Origin of the sequence: Chryseobacterium gilvum (assembly GCF_025628965.1) — a bacterium.
GTDB classification, from domain to species: domain Bacteria; phylum Bacteroidota; class Bacteroidia; order Flavobacteriales; family Weeksellaceae; genus Chryseobacterium; species Chryseobacterium gilvum.
Genome location: NZ_JAOTEN010000001.1, coordinates 897502 through 914436 on the forward strand (window position 1 = coordinate 897502; position 16935 = coordinate 914436).

At 36.4% G+C, this 16935-nt stretch carries 12 protein-coding genes and 1 pseudogene; 3 read left to right on the top strand and 10 right to left on the bottom strand.

Translation table 11 applies throughout. From position 1 onward, the window contains the following. Positions 1–4: 4 nt before the first annotated feature. On the bottom strand, positions 5–2794 hold the full coding sequence (gene uvrA / locus N0B16_RS04165) for an excinuclease ABC subunit UvrA (RefSeq protein ID WP_262989470.1): 2790 nt from the start codon (positions 2792–2794) through the stop codon (positions 5–7). Between the two features lie 491 nt (positions 2795–3285). Between uvrA and N0B16_RS04170 the strand changes: the two genes are divergently transcribed. Continuing rightward, positions 3286–5097, top strand: a complete 1812-nt coding sequence (locus N0B16_RS04170; protein ID WP_262989471.1) for a TonB-dependent receptor plug domain-containing protein — start codon at positions 3286–3288, stop codon at positions 5095–5097. A 52-nt stretch (positions 5098–5149) separates the two neighbouring features. Next, positions 5150–5869, top strand: a complete 720-nt coding sequence (locus N0B16_RS04175) for a DUF2490 domain-containing protein (protein WP_262989472.1) — start codon at positions 5150–5152, stop codon at positions 5867–5869. Here the strand turns inward: N0B16_RS04175 and N0B16_RS04180 are convergent. The 9 genes and pseudogenes from N0B16_RS04180 to N0B16_RS04220 form a co-directional block, all read right to left on the bottom strand. Beyond that, positions 5866–6312 (bottom strand): phosphohydrolase, encoded by a 447-nt coding sequence (locus N0B16_RS04180; protein ID WP_262989473.1) that lies wholly within the window; start codon positions 6310–6312, stop codon positions 5866–5868. The two genes, N0B16_RS04175 and N0B16_RS04180, sit on opposite strands and share 4 nt — an antisense overlap. Positions 6313–6484: 172 nt before the next feature. Continuing rightward, positions 6485–8263 carry an acyl-CoA dehydrogenase FadE gene (locus N0B16_RS04185; protein WP_262989474.1) on the bottom strand — a complete coding sequence of 593 codons (1779 nt, stop codon included), beginning with the start codon at positions 8261–8263 and terminating at the stop codon, positions 6485–6487. 71 nt (positions 8264–8334) lie between these two features. Beyond that, positions 8335–9513 (bottom strand): thiolase family protein, encoded by a 1179-nt coding sequence (locus N0B16_RS04190; protein WP_262989475.1) that lies wholly within the window; start codon positions 9511–9513, stop codon positions 8335–8337. A gap of 92 nt (positions 9514–9605) precedes the next feature. Further along, positions 9606–10069: pseudogene (gene tnpA, locus N0B16_RS04195) on the bottom strand (IS200/IS605 family transposase). A gap of 86 nt (positions 10070–10155) precedes the next feature. Then, on the bottom strand, positions 10156–12549 hold the full coding sequence (locus N0B16_RS04200) for a 3-hydroxyacyl-CoA dehydrogenase/enoyl-CoA hydratase family protein (protein WP_262989476.1): 2394 nt from the start codon (positions 12547–12549) through the stop codon (positions 10156–10158). A 41-nt stretch (positions 12550–12590) separates the two neighbouring features. Beyond that, positions 12591–13040, bottom strand: a complete 450-nt coding sequence (locus N0B16_RS04205) for a MarR family winged helix-turn-helix transcriptional regulator (RefSeq protein WP_262989979.1) — start codon at positions 13038–13040, stop codon at positions 12591–12593. A 164-nt stretch (positions 13041–13204) separates the two neighbouring features. Then, the gene (locus tag N0B16_RS04210; RefSeq protein WP_262989477.1) at positions 13205–14128 is read right to left on the bottom strand and encodes an ABC transporter ATP-binding protein; all 924 of its coding nucleotides are present in this window, start codon (positions 14126–14128) and stop codon (positions 13205–13207) included. 49 nt (positions 14129–14177) lie between these two features. Further along, entirely contained in the window at positions 14178–15149 is a 972-nt protein-coding gene (locus tag N0B16_RS04215; protein ID WP_262989478.1) for a FecCD family ABC transporter permease, read from the bottom strand. 72 nt (positions 15150–15221) lie between these two features. Then, positions 15222–15782 carry a TlpA family protein disulfide reductase gene (locus N0B16_RS04220; RefSeq protein WP_262989479.1) on the bottom strand — a complete coding sequence of 187 codons (561 nt, stop codon included), beginning with the start codon at positions 15780–15782 and terminating at the stop codon, positions 15222–15224. Between the two features lie 31 nt (positions 15783–15813). On the opposite strand from N0B16_RS04220, the gene N0B16_RS04225 reads away from it, so the two are divergent. After that, positions 15814–16935, top strand: a complete 1122-nt coding sequence (locus tag N0B16_RS04225) for a ferredoxin--NADP reductase (protein ID WP_262989480.1) — start codon at positions 15814–15816, stop codon at positions 16933–16935.

Below are 16935 nucleotides of genomic sequence, written 5' to 3' on the forward strand. Positions count from 1 at the left end.
TATTTTATATAAGCTTCTCAGCAATATATTTCGCGGTGTGAGATTTTTTATTTTTAGACAAATCTTCCGGAGTTCCTGCAAACACAATTTCTCCGCCGTATTTTCCGGCTTCCGGACCGATATCTATAATATAATCTGCGCTTTTCATAATATCCGGCTGATGTTCAATAACAATCACAGAATGTCCCAACTCGATTAAAGCCTGCAGAGATTTTAATAACTTCTGAATATCATGAAAATGCAGTCCGGTTGAAGGTTCGTCAAAAACAAATAAGGTTTTGTCTGTCGTTACACCTTTTACGAGAAATGAAGCCAGTTTTACCCTTTGCGCTTCCCCACCGGAAAGGGTGGAAGAGCTTTGACCCAATTGCAGATATCCCAATCCCACTTCCTGCAGCGGAGTAAGTTTAGTTACAATTTTATCTTCCTTATTTTCTTTAAAAAACTCCAGCGCCTCATCTACGGTCATATGAAGGATATCAGAGATGTTTTTTTCATCAAATCTTACTTCCAGAATTTCGTTTTTAAAACGTGTTCCTTTGCAGGTTTCGCATTCCAGCTCAATATCTGCCATAAACTGCATAGAAACATTGATGACGCCTTCTCCTTTACATTCATCGCATCTTCCGCCATCTACATTGAATGAAAAATGTTTAGGCTTGTAGCCCATCATTTTAGACATTTTCTGTTTAGAAAAAAGATCTCTGATATCATCGTACGCCTTCAGATAAGTGACGGGATTTGATCTTGAAGATTTTCCGATAGGATTTTGGTCAATCAGCTCGATGTGCTTGATCAGTTTTTTTGGGAATTCAACAGAATCGTAATCGCCTTTTTTACCGCCCATTCCCAGCTGGATCTGAATATCATTTGTCAGGATTTCTTTCATTAAGGTAGACTTTCCGCTTCCCGAAATCCCGGAAATTACAACCAGGCTTTCTAAAGGGATGTCAACATCCACATTTTTAAGATTATTGGATCTTGCGCCTTTAATGTAAATCCATTCTTTGCCTTTTCTGCGCTTCTCAGGAACTTTTATTTCCAGTTTCCCTGTAAGATACTTCGAAGTAAGCGTATCTGCATTTTTCAGTGCTTTGTAATCACCCGCGAAAACAAGTTCACCACCAAGATATCCTGCTTCCGGACCAATATCAATAATATAATCTGCCGCTCTCATTACATCTTCATCATGTTCTACGACAATAACCGTATTGCCGAGATCGCGCAGATTTTTTAAAACCTGAATTAAATTTTCAGTATCTCTGGAGTGAAGGCCAATCGATGGCTCATCTAAAATATAAATAGATCCTACCAAGGAGCTTCCTAAGCTTGTAGCCAGGTTAATTCTCTGGCTTTCCCCTCCGGAAAGGGTATTTGAGGTTCTGTTAAGGGTTAAATACCCTAATCCGACTTTTAATAGAAACTCAATTCGGGTTGTGATTTCATAAAGCAGTCTTTTGGCAATTTCCCGGTCGTGCTCAGAAATTTTCAGGCTGTTGATCAAAGGAAAAAGCTCGTCTAACGGAAGCTCGATCATCGACTGGATATTATACCCGTCAATTTTTACCCAGCTGGTTTCTTCACGCAGCCTCAATCCTTCACAGGTAGGGCATAATGTCTTGCCGCGATACCTCGAAAGCATCACTCGATACTGGATTTTATATAAATTTTCTTCAAGCATTTTGAAGAAATTATTTAAAGAAGGGAAGGTGCTTTTACCGTCACCTTTCCACAAGTAATTTTTCTGTTCTTTGGTTAGCTGATGATAAGGTTTGTGAATAGGGAAATCTTTCGCTTTTTTAATGAAATCTTTTTTCCATTCGCTCATGCTTTCGCCCTTCCATGAAGCAACGGCGTCTTCAAATATAGAAAGCGTTTTATTCGGGATTACCAGATCTTCGTCTATACCGATTACTTTTCCGTACCCTTCACAGGTAGGACAGGCTCCATAAGGATTATTAAAGCTGAAAAAATGGACGTTCGGCTCATAAAACTCAATTCCGTCAAGCTCAAATTTGTTTGAGAAATCCTTGATTTTTCCGGTCTCTGTATTTTTTAAAGAACAATATCCTCTTCCTTCATAAAAAGCCATCTGGATAGAATCTGCCAATCTCTGAAGAAAACTTTCATCCTCTTCATAAGAAAACCGGTCAATCACAAGATTGATAGCCATTCCTTTTTCAGGAACGAAACCAAAACTTTCCAGATCTTCGATTCCGGCTACATTCCCGTTAATTTCAAGACGTGTAAAACCTGCTAGCTTTAAAACATTCAGGTTTTCGGTAAATTGATCAGCATCGTATTCCAAAGGCGCAGTCAATAAAAATGACGCATCTTTTTTGGAAGATTTAATAAAATCAATAACATCCGAAACCGAATCTTTCTTCACTTCTTCACCCGATACCGGAGAAAAAGTTTTCCCGATTCTTGCGAAGAGCAGTTTCATGTAATCATAAATCTCCGTAGATGTTCCTACTGTCGAGCGCGGATTGGAAGAGATAACCTTCTGCTGTATCGCAATCGAAGGAGCCAGGCCTTTAATATCATCCACCTTAGGTTTTTCAAGCTTACCTAAAAACTGACGCGCATAAGAGCTTAAACTCTCAACATATCTCCTTTGTCCCTCCGCATAAATCGTATCAAACGCCAGTGAAGATTTTCCGCTTCCGGAAACTCCTGTAATGACAATTAGTTTATTTTTAGGAATTAATACATCGATGTGTTTCAGGTTGTTAAGATGTGCGTTTTTAACAAATACCTGCTTTTTTATATCTATTTCTGTAGTTGATGCCATAGTAAAATTAAGACTAACAAAAATACGAATTTTTAATTGTAATTTTTGAGTAAATTAATACAGCTTTATGTAGAATATGATTTTAAAATTGATGAAAATTGAAAATAACCTTTTGTCTTTTTCGATTGAATGGTGGAAGATAACTCACTTTTGCATACTTATTTTTAGACGGTATTGAATTTAACATCTTAAATATCAACATAATGAAAATTATGTTATGTTTATTAACTAAAATTCGACGATTTTAACACTTTTTAATTTGCTTTCGTCTAAAAAAGTTGTAAATTGCGTTAACCAAAAAGTAATGATATGAGAACATTTTTTCAACATTTTATTACATATTTGATGAACAAAAGATAAAATATTCCCATGTTTCCTCTAAAAAAGACACAGATTCTGTGTCTTTTTTTTATGATAATAATCATTTTTAATATTTAATGATCTCGTGTAATTTTGATCTCTCTTAAAAACATGAAAATAAACAATTAAATATGATTAAAAAATTAGGAAGTGTTCTTTTTCTCGGTGCTTTGCTCATCACAAAAGCACAGGAAAATACGGCAGAAATAGATTCCATTCAGTTTCAGGGCAAATTTATTGTCACCCCCTACAAAAATGTCAATCAGAATATTACTGTAATTACAAAAAACGATATTCAGAATTCTCCGGCAACCAGTATTGACGAAATTCTTCAGCAAATTCCGGGGATGGATATCCGTAGAAGGGGAGCCAATGGTGTTCAGAGTGACGTTGGTTTCCGGGGGAGTTCTTTTGAGCAGGTTCTGCTGCTTTTAAACGGAATCAGGATGAATGATTCGCAGACGGGGCATAACTCTCTCAATATTCCGGTGGATCTGGATGATGTAGAACGTATTGAAATCATAAAAGGCCCTGCTGCACGCAGATTTGGACAAAATGCTTATGCAGGGGCAATCAATATCATTACTAAAGCCAACCCTGGGAAAAGAGTAAAAATAAAGGCAGAAGCGGGTGATTATGAATCGTATGGTTTAGGAATGAATGCCAATTTTGGGAACGAAAAATTTTCTAATCTTTTACAGGCAAATTCGAATGCTTCGCAAGGATACCGCTACAATACAGATTTTAAAATCAACAATATATTTTATCAAAACCAGTTGAAAATCAGAAACGGGAATATCAGACTTCAGGCAGGAATTTCAGAGAAAAAATTTGGAGCCAACGGTTTTTATTCTTCCCCTAAAGCCACGGAACAATATGAAGAGCTTCAGGCTTCAATCATCAGTCTCGCGCACCAGCAAACTTTTGGAAAATTTAAGCTTAATTCGAATATATACTGGCGAAGAGGGCAGGATATGTATCTTTTTAACAGAGAAAAGCCGGAAATTTACAGAAATATGCATATCGGGAATAATGTAGGGGGAGAAGTAAACTCTAGCTACACTTCCGGCCTTGGAACGACAGGTTTGGGTCTCGAACTGAGGAAAGAATTTTTAGCAAGTAATAATCTCGGACACCGAGAACGTTTCGTTTCACAGGTTTTCTTTGAACATCATTTTTCCTTTTTTGATCAGAAACTGAATATTACTCCGGGTGCGTCATGGGCCAATTATTCTAATGAAGGAAATTTTTTCTATCCGGGATTAGATTTAGGGTATACATTCTTTGAAAATAATAAGATTTACGGAAATATTTCGAAAGTACACCGGGTTCCAACTTTTACAGACCTGTATTATACCAGTAAAACAGAACAGGGCAATCCTGACCTTCTTCCTGAGAGCGCGGTTTATGCAGAGGTAGGGTATCAGTTTCAGAATAAAAATATTTTGGCGAAAGTCAGCGGATTTTACAGAGGCTCTACAGATGCGATCGATTGGGTGAAAAACTCTTTGCAGGATCCGGTTTGGTATTCCCGAAACATTGGTGATAAGGAAATAAAAGGTATTGAAGCAGAAATAGGGCATCAGATTTTCGATTGGATGAAATATACAGTAGGATATACTTACCTCGATAATAAGCTTAAAGGATTGAATGATTTGAATTCACGCTATGCACTTGATAACCTAAAACATCAATTAGTTGGAAAACTTCAGACAAAATTCTTAAGATATTTCTCTAATGAATTGGTGTACAGATACAATGAACGCATTAATCTTGGAAGTTATCATCTTCTGGATGAAAAACTCAGCTATAATAATAAAGATCTAACCGTATATATTTTAGTCAATAACATAACCGATACGGTATACACGGAAACTTTTGGCATTGAAATGCCGCAACGGTGGTTCCATATTGGGTTTTCTTACAATATTAATGTTAAGTAAACTTAATATTACGAGAATATTAAATCCTTTATTTTTGCAAAAAAAATTTGGTATGAAACTTTTTTTAAGTTTAAATCTGTTTTTTACAATAACTATTGTAAATGCCCAGGAACATATTTCCAGCTTTAATGCACTGACTGTTAACTATAAGTTTCATCCCAAATTTTTTCTCTATGCAGAAGGCCAGCTTCGCGGAAATGAAGATTATACCTATCCCGATTATTATGAATTAAAAGGGGGTTTAGGATACAATCTCACAAAAAATCATAAGCCTTTTGTAGGGTTGGGAAGATATGTTACCTATAAAAACCACAGCTTAAGCAAGGAAGAATTCAGAGTATGGCTGCAAGATGTTATCGATTTTAAAAAAGGAATCGTAAAATTTGAAAACCGGTTTCGTGCTGAAAAAAGCTGGTTTTATGAGCCTAAAAGCGAAAAAAGCTCTGAAAGGATGCGCTATCGCTACAGGCTGAATATCACAGTGCCTTTAAATGCCAAAAGTGTAAAACCCGGAACACTGTTTACCAATGTATATGACGAAGTTTTTTTTGTAAGCCCTAATAAACCGACTTTTGCCAGAAACAGAGTTTACGGGGGTTTAGGGTATCAAATCGATGAAAACTTTGGGATGGTCGGTGGTTATCTATGGCAAAGGGAATTTGAAGCAGCAGGAAATAAAAACCTGCATTTTATTTATTTGGCGCTTAATATCAATATTGACGGTACTAAAAATAATGAAACCAAAAGCTATCATTTCCCGGGCGCAGATTAATATTTATCTGATAAGTACCGGTATGCTTTCAGATATTTATTAAATCTTGCAATATCTTTTGAAGTCAGCTCACGGTTGACTCTTCTCAGGTCCATATTATCACGCAGGTCATTAAGTTTTACCGCAACCGCAAGAGAAGAACGTTCTGTACGCTTTACAAAATCATCGTATACTTCCTCAGGATCATATTTCGTAAGACAATTGATGGCAAAAAGAATATATTCCGGAAAGCCTTCTGTACGCAAATAATCAATACTGAATTCTTCAGGATGGTCTTCTACTACATCATGCAACACTCCCACAATTTTCTCATCCATTGTTTTTCCGTATTCCATTACCCGCATCACGTGTGCAATGTACGGAGCATGGTATTTGTCTTTCTGACCTCTGTGCGCTTTATCAGCAATCTTTATGGCTTTATGTAAAAGTTCTTCTTTTGTCATTATTGAGTAATAGACTACAAAAATATAAAACGCAGCAAAAAAACAAATTTATTTTTGCCATTATTTTTAAGATTTTTAAATTTCAAAAAAATCGCGGCATCTTCGATGCCGCGATTAATGAAGTTTTTTATTCAATGTAATGCACTGAATCATTATTCTTTATTAGTAAGTATTAATAATGTCCTTTTGCGATATAATGTGCGGCCACTTTTTCAGTTAACGCTACGACATTCGGATTATTAGTATATTTTGTAAATCTTCTTAATCCTGAAAGCATCATTCTCTGCTCATCACCTTCCGCAAAAGAAACAATTCCCTCTTTTGCAGCGGAAATGATTTTTTCAATTGCCTTATAAAGGTTTAACTGAGCCATTGCCGCTTCCACAGAATCAGCAGAGAAGTGTTTTTCAGCTCTTAAAACTGCAGATTCTGCCATGTAGATCTGATTAAGTATCTCTGAAGCATTTAGCAATAAATGCTGTTGTTTCTCAATATCCATCATGTATTTTTGAAGCGCGGCCCCGGAAACCATTAAGAAAACTTTCTTAAGATTGGCAATAATTGCTTTTTCTTCACTCATAAATTCAGAATAATCTGGAACTTCAAATGAAGGGATTCCCATTAATTCTTTACTGATGGCCATCGCCGGAGAAAGTAGGTCAAGCTCGCCTTTCATCGCTTTTTTGATTAGCATTCCTACTGCCAAAAGACGGTTTATTTCGTTGGTTCCTTCGTAGATTCTCCCGATTCTGGCATCTCTCCATGCAGACTCCATTGGAGTGTCTTCTGAGAACCCCATTCCGCCATAGATCTGGATTCCTTCATCAGCCGTATTTTGAGTAAGATCCGAAACAAAAACTTTAAGAATAGAGGCTTCAACAGCAAATTCTTCAACCCCTTTCAGCTCAGCCTGTTGGTGATTCATCCCGCTGGTAATTAATTCTTCAATTTTATCCTCAACATTTTTCGCTAAGCGGTAAGAACCGGCTTCACTTACAAAAACTCCGGTTGACATTTCTGCTATTTTCTTTCTGATCGCTCCAAAAGTGGAGATCGAAACGCCAAACTGCTTTCTTTCGTTTGAGTATTGAATTGAGTGGTTTAAAATTCTTCTCTGGCCGTCAAGATTTGCTGCAGCCAATTTAATTCTGCCGACATTCAATGCATTTAAAGCGATTTTGAATCCGTTGTTTCTTTCACCCAGCATATTTTCAACAGGAATTTTCATATCATTGAAGAAAACCTGACGCGTAGAAGACGAACGAATCCCCAATTTATGCTCTTCTTCGCCGAAAGTTAAGCTTTTAGGATCTTCCAATTCTGAACTGTTGATTACAAAACCTGTAATGTTTTTATCATCATCAATTTTCGCAAACAACGTGAAAGTATCTGCAAAACCTGCATTTGAAATCCACATTTTTTGTCCGTTGATGATATAATGTTTCCCATCTTCAGATAACTTTGCTCTTGTTTTCCCTGAATTGGCATCAGAACCCGCATCTGGTTCAGTTAAGCAGTATGCTCCGAATTTTGTTCCCGTCGCTAAATCCGGAAGATATTTCTTTTTTAATTCTTCACTACCGTAAAGAAGAGTAGGAAGCGTTCCGATTCCGGTATGCGCTCCGTACGCTGTTGCCAATGAGCCGTTTCCACCTGAAACATAATCGCAAGCCAACATGGTACTTACAAATCCCATTCCGAGGCCTCCGTATTCTTCAGGAACGGTAATTCCCAAAAGTCCCATTTCGCCCAATTTGCGCATGATTTCTTCGGTCAATGCATAATCCTTTTTCTCGAAACGATCATGCTGCGGAACTACTTCTCTGTCTATGAATTCTTTCGCAGAATCACGAAGCATTTTTTGTTCTTCGCTCAGTTCTTCAAGACTGAAAATTTCGTTTGCAGGAATTTCTTTGATAAGGAATTCACCACCTTTTACTATATTTCCCATTTAATACTTTATTTTTTTATTAAGGAAACCCTGAAGGTTCTTAAAACCTTCAAGGTTTAGTTTTTATTCTATTATAACAATTCAAAAATTGAAGCTGCACCTTGTCCTGTTCCCACGCACATAGAAACCATTCCGTATTTGTTTCCGCGTTTTCTCATCTCGTCAAGCAGCTGAACAGTTAATTTTGTTCCGGTACATCCAAGAGGATGGCCAAGAGCGATTGCGCCGCCATTTACATTTAAAATTTCAGTATTTAAGTCTAATTCTTTTTTGATGGCAACTGATTGTGAGGCAAACGCTTCGTTTAATTCGATTAATTCAATATCTTTTAATTCTAAACCGGCTTGTTTTAAGGCTTTTGGAATAGCGTAAATCGGCCCCATTCCCATAATTCTCGGTTCCAGTCCGGCTGCTGCATAAGCGACTAATCTTGCTTCTGGTTCAAGGCCCAATTCTTTCACCATTTCTTCACTCATCACCATGACGAAAGCGGCTCCGTCACTCATTTGAGAAGAGTTTCCTGCTGTTACGCTTCCTCCGTTGGCGAAGACAGGTTTTAATTTAGCCAAACCTTCTAAAGACGTATCTATTCTTGGCCCTTCATCCACTGAAAAGTCAAACTTTTTGGTCTTCATTTTCTGGTTTTCATCTAAAAAATTATATTCCACAGGAATCGGAACGATCTGATTAGCAAATTTACCTTCCTGATTGGCTTTTAAGGCTTTCATATGAGATTCAAAGGCGAACTGATCCTGTTCTTCTCTGGTGATATTGTATTGTTTTGCCACCTCTTCTGCGGTATAACCCATTCCCCAATAATAATCAGGGTTGGTTTTTGCAATTTCAGTTTCAGGAACCGGTTTATAACCACCCATCGGAATATAAGACATTGATTCTGTGCCTCCTGCAATGATACAGTCGGCCATTCCTGCCTGAATTTTGGCTGAAGCAATCGCGATCGCTTCACTTCCTGACGCACAATATCTGTTGACGGTAACTCCGGGAACTTTGTCTGTATTTAATCCCATTAAAGAGATGAGACGGGCAACATTCAAGCCCTGCTCAGCTTCCGGCATTGCATTTCCAACGATAAGATCGTCAATTCTGTTTTTGTCTAATTGCGGAAGTTCAGCCATTAATTTTTCAATTACGGTTGCCGCCATTACATCGGGTCTTGTGAATCTTAAACTTCCTTTTGGCGCTTTTCCAACGGCAGTTCTGAACCCTTTTATTATGTATGCTGTTTTCATATTTTTATCTAATTAATTTTTTGCCTCGTAGAGGTAAAACTGTTCATAGCTTTTATTGTTTGCGAATTGTGGAGCTCCGTAGGAGCGACCTGTTAATCTTCAATCCATTCAAATATATATTTAGGATCATATTCAATTTCAAATTTTATCATAAAATCTAAATATTCTTCTTTAAATGTTTTCCTTTTATGGTGTTCTTCTTGGTTTAAAATATATTTCACAACAGAGTCTACACTGCTCCTAGAGTATGAAAATGCCCCATATCCTTCTTGCCAGTTGAATTTTCCATTTATCCATCCTTTTTCATTAATGAATCTTGATGAACCTGCTTTAATATCTCTTACTAAATCTGAAATTGAAACCGTTGGACTCATGCTTACAAGAATGTGTACATGATCCGGCATTGCAAAAACAGCGAATAACTTTTGATTTCGGTTAGAAACAATACCTGTAATAAACTTATGCAATTCATCTCTATTTTCTTTTGAAATTAGATTTTGTCTTCCTTTAACTGCAAAAACAATTTGAATATAAATTTGGTGTATGTATTAGCCATAAATCTATTATCAGGTCGCCTCTACGAGGCTCAATGCTTTTTAAAATTATTCTGTTATTAACAGTTCGCTCCTACGGAGCTCTTTATTAATTTCTCAAAGGTTTACCCTTTTGTAACATATACTGAATTCTCTCTAAAGTTTTTCTCTCCCCACAAAGCTGTAAGAAGGTCTCTCTTTCAAGATTCAGTAAATATTGTTCAGTAACAATCGTGGGTTCAGAAAGATTTCCTCCGACCATTACATTTGCTAATTTATCGGCAATTTTCTTGTCGTGTGCAGAGATGAAATTTCCTGTCAACATTTGGTCGGTTCCGACATAGAACATTCCTAATGCATCTTTACCCAAAACTTTTACTTTTTGCTCGATAGGTTGAGTATAACCGTGTTCTGCTAAACTTTTAGCCAACATTTTAGCAGTCATGATCTGAGTTCTTTTATCAACGGCAACAATGTCTTTTCCTTTTTCTAAGATTCCCATGTCGTAGGCTTCATATGCTGAAGTTGCTACTTTACCCATTGCAATATTCATGAATGCTTCACGAAGCCTGTTGTTTTTAACATCATCGCTGTGGAATTCTCTTGACGTTCTTAAGGTCAGTTCTTTCGTTCCGCCACCACCGGGAATTACACCGACTCCGGTTTCTACCAATCCGATGTATGTTTCTGCTGCTGCAACCACTCGGTCTGCATGCATGGTCATTTCACAGCCGCCACCAAGTGTCATTCCGTGCGGAGCAACCACCACAGGAATTGAAGAATAACGCACTCTCATCATCGATTTTTGAAAATAAGCGATTGCCATATTCAAATCATCCCAATCCTGCTCAATTGCCATCATTAAGATCATTGCTAAATTGGCTCCGACAGAGAAATTTGTGCCCTGGTTTCCGATGACTAAACCGTCATATTCTTTTTCAGCTAAATCAATGGCCCTGTTCAATCCATCCAGAACTTCACCTCCCAATGAGTTCATTTTAGAACGGATTTCAAAATTGATAATTCCGTCACCAAGGTCTTCAATCGAAGCTCCGGAATTACTCCAAAGTGTTTTGCTTTTTCTGATATTATCTAAAATAATGAAAGCATCCTGACCCGGAATTTTGTTGTATTCTCCTGAGTTTTTATCAACATAAATACTTTGTCCTTCATTATTAACTTTATAGAAATTTTCTACATTTTTAACCCAGTCTGAAACTTCATAACCGGCGTCTTTAGCCAATTCGATACCTTTTTGGACACCAACTGCATCCCAGATTTCAAATGGGCCGTTTTCCCAACCGAAACCCGCTCTCATCGCATCGTCGATCTTGTATACTTCATCAGAAATTTCGGGAACTTTGTGCGAAACGTAAGAGAATAATGCGCCTAAAGATTTTCTGTATAGTTCTCCGGCTTTATCTTTTCCGCCAATTAAGATTTTAAATCGGTCAATAGGCTTGTCGATATTTTTAGTTAATTCTAAAGTTGGGAAAGAAGATTTTCCCTGCATTTCATATTCTAAGGTATCTAAATTTAAGCTGTGAATTTCTGATTTGCCTTCGGCACTTTTTACTTTTTTATAGAAACCCTGCTCGGTTTTTGAACCCAGCCATTTATTGTCAACCATCTTCTGGATGTAACCAGGAAGTGTAAAAACATCATTGAAATCATTAGCTTCGGCACCGCTTTGACGAACTCCGTTGGCAACCATCACTAAAGTATCCAAACCTACGACATCAGCGGTTCTGAACGTTGCAGATTTCGGACGGCCTATTACAGGGCCAGTCAATTTATCAACTTCAGAAACGGTTAAGCCTAATTTCTGAACATTATGAAGCAGATCCATCATCGAAAAAACTCCGATCCTGTTGGCAATAAAAGCTGGAGTATCTTTTGCTAAAACGGTTGTTTTGCCCAAGAATTTTGCACCGTAAGCCATGTAAAAATCAATCACCTCAGGAAGGGTATCACTGGTCGGAATAATCTCCAAAAGAGGAAGATAACGTACAGGATTAAAAAAATGCGTTCCTGCAAAATAATGTCTGAAATCTTCGCTTCTGCCTTCAGTTAAGAAATGAATGGGAATTCCAGATGTGTTGGAAGAAATTAACGTTCCCGGTTTTCTGAACTGTTCGATTTTTTCGTAGACGGATTTTTTGATGTCAAGTCTTTCAACAACGACTTCAATAATCCAGTCTGTGTTTTTTATATTTGGCAAATCATCATCAAAATTTCCGATTTTGATTCTCTCTGCGAATTTCGGAGAATAGAGTAGAGCCGGACTTGCTTTCTTAAGCTTTTCAAAGTTTTCAGAAGCGATTCTGTTTCGTACCGCTTTATCATCTTTGGTCAAACCTTTTTTCTGTTCAGCTTCAGAAAGCTCAAAAGGTACAATATCCAACAGCGAAACTTCGACGCCAATGTTTGCAAAGTGTGCTGCAATACCGCTTCCCATGATCCCTGAACCAAGAACTGTAATATGTTTGATTCTTCTTTTCATTAGATTATATTTATTTTATTATTGGTTTTTATATCAGAGAATTATTTTCTGTTATTGATATCGGTGGCAATTTTCATGATTTCAATCATCACTTCTTTGAATGTCTCTAATTTTTCAGGAGCAATCTTTTCCATCACTTTCCTGTTAAAATTCACCACAACTTCTTTAGAGATATTTCTGGAATTCAAACCTTTATCCGTGAGCTTAATGATCACTTCTCTTTTATCGGTGGTTGTTTTTTCTTTATAGATGTATCCGTTGTCTTCCAGTAACTTGATGATTCTCGTTAATGAAGTCGGTTCTATGGCCATTTTGGGACCAAGATTGGTGCTTCTGGTGCCTTCTTTAGGATCTATTTTAAGTAATGTTAAAGCCTGAACCGCTGTAGAATCATGTTCTTGGGCAAGTTCTGTATACATTTTAGAAACAGCCAGCCAAGTCTGCTTTAAAATTAGATCAACATTTTCCGTTTTTTCTCTGTTATTATCCATCATAGATGTTCTTATCGTTTTATCAAATTTAGTAAATATTATGCATGCATAGTATTAATTCATCTTAAAATTCATCAAAGAATTGATAATCAATCAATTAAATTGTATGACAAGCATAATACTATGCATGCATAGTATATGAATAATGTAAAATATTAGAAGGATTAATGATTTTTTTTAATGAATTGAATGATTTCTTCAAATGATTCGCATTGTTGATGATCATTTTGAGAAGAAACAAGCCATGACGTGTTTTGATACTGAAAGTTTAGAAATGAAAGATCTTTCCGGAAATTTTTCTGAAGCAGAGAATACAGCATTTCTTTCTGTACGGATGGTGCAGAAATTTTTGGTGCAACAAAATCTTTATTGATTTCAAACAGTGCTGCATTCGTTAATTCATCATGTTGCAACAATACATCCTCCACAATTCCCGAATGCAATTGGCTGTCTTTGATATACCACATCTGATCGGCAAATTCTTTAGCCAATCTCCAGTCATGAGAAGAGAATATAATCAGTTTATTTTGCTTTTGTGCTAAATTACGAAGCGTTTTAAGAATGATCAGCTTGTTTTGTTCATCAAGATGCGTTGTTGGTTCGTCAAGAATGATAACCGGTGAATTTTGCGTTAAAGCTCTTCCAATAAATGCTTTTTGAAGATTTCCGTCTGAAAGGTTTTTGAGGAGTGTATGTGTATACTGGGCTAAATTCAATTCTTCAATAATATCAGCAACTTCTTTGCGGTCTTCTTTTTTAAGCTCAAAATAAAAAGGATAGTAAATATATTTTCCGAGAGAAATTAAATCTTCTACCGTATAATTCTGCGGAACAACAGATTTTGAAAAAACGACGGCAATATGTTCTGCGATTTCTTTGACCGAAAAATTTTTTACATTTTTATCATTAATTAAAATCTCACCATTTAGGAGTGGAATCTGATGAAGAATGGATTTTATTAGAGTCGTTTTTCCAACCCCGTTATTACCAATCAGCAGGCAAACTTCTCCCAATTTCAAAACTGCATCAGCATTTGAAATTAAGGCTCGGTTGTAGCCTACATTTGATTGTTTAATTTGTAAATACATTCTATGAAATTTCAGTAAGTTTTACGCGTTACTATTTAAAATTCTATTATTAAACTTTATTCTGCTTTAAAAGCATCACCAAAATTACAGGGATTCCAAAAACAGAGCTGATTACATTCAACGGAATCTGAGTTTTTTCTGCAATAATAGAAAATGAAATCATTATCAGCATTCCCAAAAACATATTTAAAATCCATTGCTGCCATAGTTTTGCAGGATTGTAAATAAGCCTGCAAAAATGCGGTACAATAATTCCAATGAACAAAATAGGACCCAAAAAAGCAGTTATTGATGCAGATAATATGGAAGATGCTACTATAATGAGAAGCTTCAGGCGCTGCAGATTCACCCCTAAACTTTGGGCATAAGAAGTTCCGAGGGAATTTCCTATCAGCGGTTTAATGCTTTTAAAACTCATAACTAATCCAAACAATACCAATACCGACAATATTCCGATCTGGTTTCCCGAAACCATATTATTGGCGCCAAAAGACCATAAGATATAGTTTTTCAGGCTTTGATTCTCTGCATAAAACTGAAGAAGAGAAACTATGGCTCCTGCCAAAGCAGAAATCAAAAACCCGAAAATAATGAGATAAGATTGATCCTGAAATTTATTGGAAACCGAAAGTAAAACCAACATCAGCATTACACTTCCCGCAACAGACGATAAACTGAGAAAACTGTTCTGAAGAAATTCCGGAAGAATAAGATGCTGTGAAAAGAAAATATAAAAAGCAACAGAAAGGCTTGCGACCGATGTAATCCCTAAAATATCGGGTCCCGCAAGAGGATTCTGAAAATATTCCTGCATCAGAAATCCTGAAGTGGGAATAGAAATCCCTGCTAAAAGCATTACCAGAACCCGATTAATGCGAATTTCCGCAATCTGATTATTAATAGATTTACTTAAAAAATCCTGTATATTCAAATCTAAAAACCCTGTATTCAGATTGATCATTACTGCAGAAATAATAGCGACTAACAGAACAAAGCACAGGGTTTTAAATTTATTTGACATCTATTCGATTACTTTTTCGGGAACTCAAATTGATCCGGCAACATCATTATAAGGTTTATAGTTTCCAATCTTTTACTTAAGAAAACCATTTATTTTTTCCTTCAACATTTCTGCGCTTACAGAACCTTCAGATTCTTCTGTTTTATTACCTTTTCTAAAGTAGGTGAAAGGAATTCCGTTTCCTTTCCAGATTTTAAACTGGGTAAAAAATGAAGCATCAAGTTTAGCATCATCCAGTAAAACAATATGGTTTCCTAAACCGCTCTGGCTTGCAAATTTTGGAACTTCGTCGTTCCATTCCGGCTTATTGAAAATATTGACGAATGTAAATTTTACCGGTTTCCCTTTTAATTCTTCCATTTCATTTTTAAAATGAGGAATTTCCATCATGCACGGTCCACACCAGGTTGCAAAAAAATTGGTAACATACAACGTGTCATTATTTTTTGCCAGATTTTCCGTAAGGGCAGACTGAGTAATCTCTTTTAAGCTGATTTTATCAGTTTGTGATGGTTTTTTATCAGAAATTTGTACTGAATCTGAAGAACTGTTTTTCTGATCGGTTTGTTGATTTTCTTTCTTGCAGCTGAAAAGTATAGAAACGAAAAGGGCTGATAAAATTATCTTTGTCATAATTATTTTTTATCTATTTTTGACTTGAAGTATGGAACAACAAATCTATAAAGGAAAACTAACACAGTTTCACCGGTTAAAAATAACTAAAAAGCAAGACCTGACCAAAAATACTTTTTCTCTGGAGTTTGAAATTCCGGAACATCTTAAAGGTCATTTTAAATTTGAAGCAGGGCAGTATGTGAGTTTAAAATTTGAAGCGTTCGGTAACGAAATAATCAATGATTATTCGATGACTTCTGCGCCATATGAAGAAAAAATAGTTTTGGGGATTAAGATTAAAACTCCGGATGGAGCCACCTCACAACTGTATAAAAACTATCAGGAAGGAGATGTTTTATCGGTAAGCGAGCCGGCCGGAAGATTTACCTTGGCTTCAAAGCCCAGTGAATTCCGCACAATTGTGGGTTTTGCTGCGGGAATAGGAATTACACCCATTATCAGTCATTTCAAAAATATTTTATATCATGAGCCGAGAACGAGACTGTTTTTATTTTTCGGAAACAGGGATTCTCAGGAACTCGTATACAGAGATGTACTTGATCAACTTGCTAAAAAATACAGCAACAGGCTTCAGATTTTTTATTTTTATTCACAGGAAAAGATTAATCACCAGCTTTTTTACGGGAGACTGGATGCTAAAAAATTAAATTTAATTATCAATCAGATCCTTCATCTGGATGATACCGATGAAGAATCAACCATTTGGGACGCCGTAGACGAGGTTTTGATCTGCGGAAAAGGAGAAATGATCAGGGATTTGGCAAACGCATGTTATCACCATGGCATCAGAAAAAAGAATATCCATTTTGAACTTTTTGAAGAATTCAATGATGATATTTATCCGGTAGAAAAAGAATTTCCGTTATTGGAAAATGTTCATGTTGATTTTAAAATGCTGGGAAAACAGTATAATACCCAACTTCCAGATAACAGAGAAAAGATTCTCCAGCAGTTATTAATCCAGAATTTTTCCGTTCCGTATTCATGTAAATCTGGTATTTGCGGGAGCTGCGAATGCGTTTTGGAGGAAGGAGAGGTAGAATTGCTGGAAAATGAATATCTTACTGAAAAGGAGGAAGCACAGGGTAGAATTTTAGCATGCATGTCAATCGCTAAAAGTAAAAAAATAAAACTTAACTTTGATTTTTAA

What these genes read in the sequence shown, in the direction of transcription:
- N0B16_RS04200 (WP_262989476.1), bottom strand. Translation starts at nt 12,549, where the DNA reads ATGAAAAGAAGAATCAAACATATTACAGTTCTTGGTTCAGGGATCATG.
- N0B16_RS04190 (WP_262989475.1), bottom strand. Translation starts at nt 9,513, where the DNA reads ATGAAAACAGCATACATAATAAAAGGGTTCAGAACTGCCGTTGGAAAA.
- N0B16_RS04170 (WP_262989471.1), top strand. Translation starts at nt 3,286, where the DNA reads ATGATTAAAAAATTAGGAAGTGTTCTTTTTCTCGGTGCTTTGCTCATC.
- N0B16_RS04210 (WP_262989477.1), bottom strand. Translation starts at nt 14,128, where the DNA reads ATGTATTTACAAATTAAACAATCAAATGTAGGCTACAACCGAGCCTTA.
- N0B16_RS04205 (WP_262989979.1), bottom strand. Translation starts at nt 13,040, where the DNA reads ATGGATAATAACAGAGAAAAAACGGAAAATGTTGATCTAATTTTAAAG.
- N0B16_RS04220 (WP_262989479.1), bottom strand. Translation starts at nt 15,782, where the DNA reads ATGACAAAGATAATTTTATCAGCCCTTTTCGTTTCTATACTTTTCAGC.
- N0B16_RS04215 (WP_262989478.1), bottom strand. Translation starts at nt 15,149, where the DNA reads ATGTCAAATAAATTTAAAACCCTGTGCTTTGTTCTGTTAGTCGCTATT.
- N0B16_RS04175 (WP_262989472.1), top strand. Translation starts at nt 5,150, where the DNA reads ATGAAACTTTTTTTAAGTTTAAATCTGTTTTTTACAATAACTATTGTA.
- N0B16_RS04185 (WP_262989474.1), bottom strand. Translation starts at nt 8,263, where the DNA reads ATGGGAAATATAGTAAAAGGTGGTGAATTCCTTATCAAAGAAATTCCT.
- uvrA (WP_262989470.1), bottom strand. Translation starts at nt 2,794, where the DNA reads ATGGCATCAACTACAGAAATAGATATAAAAAAGCAGGTATTTGTTAAA.
- N0B16_RS04225 (WP_262989480.1), top strand. Translation starts at nt 15,814, where the DNA reads ATGGAACAACAAATCTATAAAGGAAAACTAACACAGTTTCACCGGTTA.
- N0B16_RS04180 (WP_262989473.1), bottom strand. Translation starts at nt 6,312, where the DNA reads ATGACAAAAGAAGAACTTTTACATAAAGCCATAAAGATTGCTGATAAA.